Below are 2,830 nucleotides of genomic sequence, written 5' to 3'. Positions count from 1 at the left end.
CGAGCTGCTGTCGGTCCGCCGACGCCTGTACGGCGACGACGACTGACCGTGCGGCGGTGCCGCCCGGGACCGGCGGCCGGCCCGATCGCGAAGGTAATGTTCGAACTGTTGGCCGGTCGGATCCGGCCAAGGTACGCCGGCACGCGGAGCGCATTCGCGAACTGGTCGCGTCGGTGGTGCGGAGCCAGATCAAGGACCCGCGGCTCGGCATGATCACCATCACCGACGCCCGGATCACCGCCGATCTGCGCGACGCCACGGTGTTCTACACCGTCCTCGGTGACGCGGCGGCCCAGTCCAGCACGGCGGCGGCGCTGGAGAGCGCCAAGGGGATGCTGCGCAGCACGGTCGGCAAGGCCCTCGGGCTGCGCCACTCGCCGAGCCTGACGTTCGTCCTCGACGACGTGCAGGACCAGGTCAAGCAGATCGACGACCTGCTCGCGGCGGCCCGCCACGCCGACGCCGAGGTGCAGCGCCTCGCCGCCCAGGCCAAGTACGCCGGCGACGCCCAGCCGTACCGGCTCGACGAGGACTCCGACGAGGCCGACGACGAGGCCGACGACGAGGCCGACGAGGTCGCGGGCTCCGCCGCCGACTCCGACGCACCGCGCGGCGCGGACCGGCCGTGACCGACCCGGCGGCCGGGGCGGCCGGCACCGGGCCCGGGGAGGCCGACTGGGCGGCGGCCGTGGCGGCCGTACGCGACCTGCCGGCCGACGCGCAGGTCCAGCTGATCTGCCACGTCAACCCCGACGGCGACGCGCTGGGCAGCATGCTCGGCTTCGGGCTGGGGCTGCGCCAGCTCGGCGTACGCCAGCTCCGGGCGACCTTCCCCGGCCCGCCGGAGGTGCCGGAGCCGTTCCGCGCGCTGCCGGGCCTCGACCTGCTGGTCCCCGAGGAGGACGCGTACCCCGCGCCGGACCTGGTCGTCTGCTTCGACGCGGCGAGCGAGTCGCGGCTCGGCGGCCTGGTCGACCGGCTCGCCACGGCCGGCACGGCGCTGGTGCTCGACCACCACGCGTCGAACACCCGGTTCGGCGGGATCAACCTCGTCGACCCCCGGGCCGCGGCCACCTCCGTGGTGGCCGAGGAGCTGCTGGCCCGCCTCGGGGTGCGGCTGGACGCGGGGATCGCCGAGGGCCTCTACGTCGCCCTGACCACCGACACCGGGTCGTTCCGGTTCGAGGCGACCACCCCGGCGGTGCACGAGCTGGCGGCGCGGCTGCTGGCCACCGGCATCCGCCCCGGCGACATCTCCCGCCGGGTCTTCGACACCCGGCCCTTCGGGGCGGTGCGGCTCTTCGGCGAGGTGATGTGCCGGGCCCGCCTGGAGCCCACGGCGGCCGGGGGCAACGGCCTGGTCTGGACGTACGCCACGCTCGACGACCTGGCCCGGCACGACCAGCGACCGTACGTGCTGGAGGCCCTGATCGACTCGGTGCGGTGCACCGCCGAGGCGGACGTGAGCTGCGTGGTCAAGCAGGTCCGCCCCGACGAGTGGGCCGTCTCGATGCGCAGCAAGGGCGCGGTGGACGTCAGCCGGGTCGCGGTCGCCCTCGGCGGCGGCGGCCACACGTTCGCGGCCGGCTTCACCGGCCGGGGCAGCGCCGACGACGTGGTGGCCAGCATTCGCGCCGAGCTGGACAAGGCACTGATCGGGGCGTAGATCAGGGACGACTCCGGGGGGTGTCGGCCTTCCTGCGCTGCGTGATGGCGGGGAGAATCGGGGGATGGAGCACCCGAGCGAGCTCTCCGTCGCGGAGACCCGGGCGTGGGAGCGCCCCGTGGTCACCGTGCCGGTGCTGGTCTGTCTCTCCCTGGTCGGCGGGCAACTGCCCTCGTTCTCCGCCTCGGCGAACCTCTACACCCTCGGCACCGGGGGAGCGTTGATCTGGCTGGGCCTGGGCAACCGGGTGCCGCGCCGGCCGGCGCCGCGCCGGCTCGGCGCGGGGGCGGTCTGGTGGGTGCTTCCGGTGGCCGTGTTCGGCGTCTTCGAGGGGGTCACCTTCGTGCTGGCCGTCGGCGACGAGTTCCCCACCTTCTCCCGGCTGGCCGACCCCCTGCTGGAGGACGAGCTGGTCCGCTCCGCGGCCTGGTTCGCCTGGCTGGCCGCGTTCTGGGGGCTGGTGCGGCGATGATGCGGGCCCTCGCCATCGGCGGCTTCCTCACCGCCCTGGCGCTCTTCGCCGCCGTCGAGTGGGCGGCCCGCCGCCCGGGCTCGCGCATCCCGTCGCTGGCCGACGTCTGCGCCTACGTCATGCGATACGAGGTGGGCCCGGTCCCCGTCGGCCGGATCGGCCTGTTCGGCTTCTGGTGGTGGCTCGGCTGGCACTTCCTCGCCCGCTGACCGGGTGCCGACCGTGCTCCCCCGGTGGCCGGTGCGGGTGCCCGGCCGGCACTTCGCGGGCAGCCCTCGTCGCGTCCAGATGGCGGGAACAGTGGGCAGCATGTGGACCTGAACGATAACTTGGGAATCGATCGGTGCCGTGGCTGCGGCGCTGGTCCGCAGGCGGTGGCGTCGCACCCGACGCCGCCTCCCCCCAGGGTCGGACCGACCCCGGCGCACGCGTCCAGACCGGCCGCTCCGGTGATCCCGGGCCGCCGACGGGCGTCCAGCACGACCGGCCGTCGGGCCACCGTGTCCCCGTGACCCGCATCCCTGGAGGGAATCACCATGCCCAGCAAGCCCAAGCCCGAGAACACCGACGAGGCGCGCGAGCAGGCCCGCCGCGCGCTCCAGACGTCGATGGACATCCGTCAGTGACCCACGTCGACCGGCGGTGATGCCGCCGACGCCCCGCGCCGGCCGCCAGCAGCGCGTACCCGGCGA

The 2,830-nt window shown here is 74.8% G+C and carries 4 protein-coding genes; all 4 read left to right on the top strand.

What is annotated here, in order from left to right:
- Nucleotides 1-56: 56 nt before the first annotated feature.
- The 4 genes from rbfA (at nt 57) to LPA42_RS33285 (ending at nt 2,347) form a co-directional block, all read left to right on the top strand.
- Nucleotides 57-629 (top strand): 30S ribosome-binding factor RbfA, encoded by a 573-nt coding sequence (rbfA, locus tag LPA42_RS33300; RefSeq protein ID WP_077936699.1) that lies wholly within the window; start codon nt 57-59, stop codon nt 627-629.
- Nucleotides 626-1,666 (top strand): bifunctional oligoribonuclease/PAP phosphatase NrnA, encoded by a 1,041-nt coding sequence (locus LPA42_RS33295; RefSeq protein ID WP_077936700.1) that lies wholly within the window; start codon nt 626-628, stop codon nt 1,664-1,666. Before rbfA ends, LPA42_RS33295 begins: the two co-directional genes overlap by 4 nt.
- A gap of 64 nt (nt 1,667-1,730) precedes the next feature.
- The gene (locus tag LPA42_RS33290; protein ID WP_043962414.1) at nt 1,731-2,138 is read left to right on the top strand and encodes a hypothetical protein; all 408 of its coding nucleotides are present in this window, start codon (nt 1,731-1,733) and stop codon (nt 2,136-2,138) included.
- Nucleotides 2,138-2,347: a DUF6186 family protein gene (locus LPA42_RS33285; protein ID WP_176734147.1), complete on the top strand. Its 210-nt coding sequence runs from the start codon at nt 2,138-2,140 to the stop codon at nt 2,345-2,347. Before LPA42_RS33290 ends, LPA42_RS33285 begins: the two co-directional genes overlap by 1 nt.
- The last annotated feature ends 483 nt before the right edge of the window (nt 2,348-2,830 follow it).

Origin of the sequence: Micromonospora sp. DH13, assembly GCF_020873825.1 — a bacterium.
GTDB lineage: Bacteria > Actinomycetota > Actinomycetes > Mycobacteriales > Micromonosporaceae > Micromonospora > Micromonospora haikouensis.
Note: the sequence above shows the minus strand (reverse complement) of the source record. Positions and strands in the feature narration are given on the sequence as shown.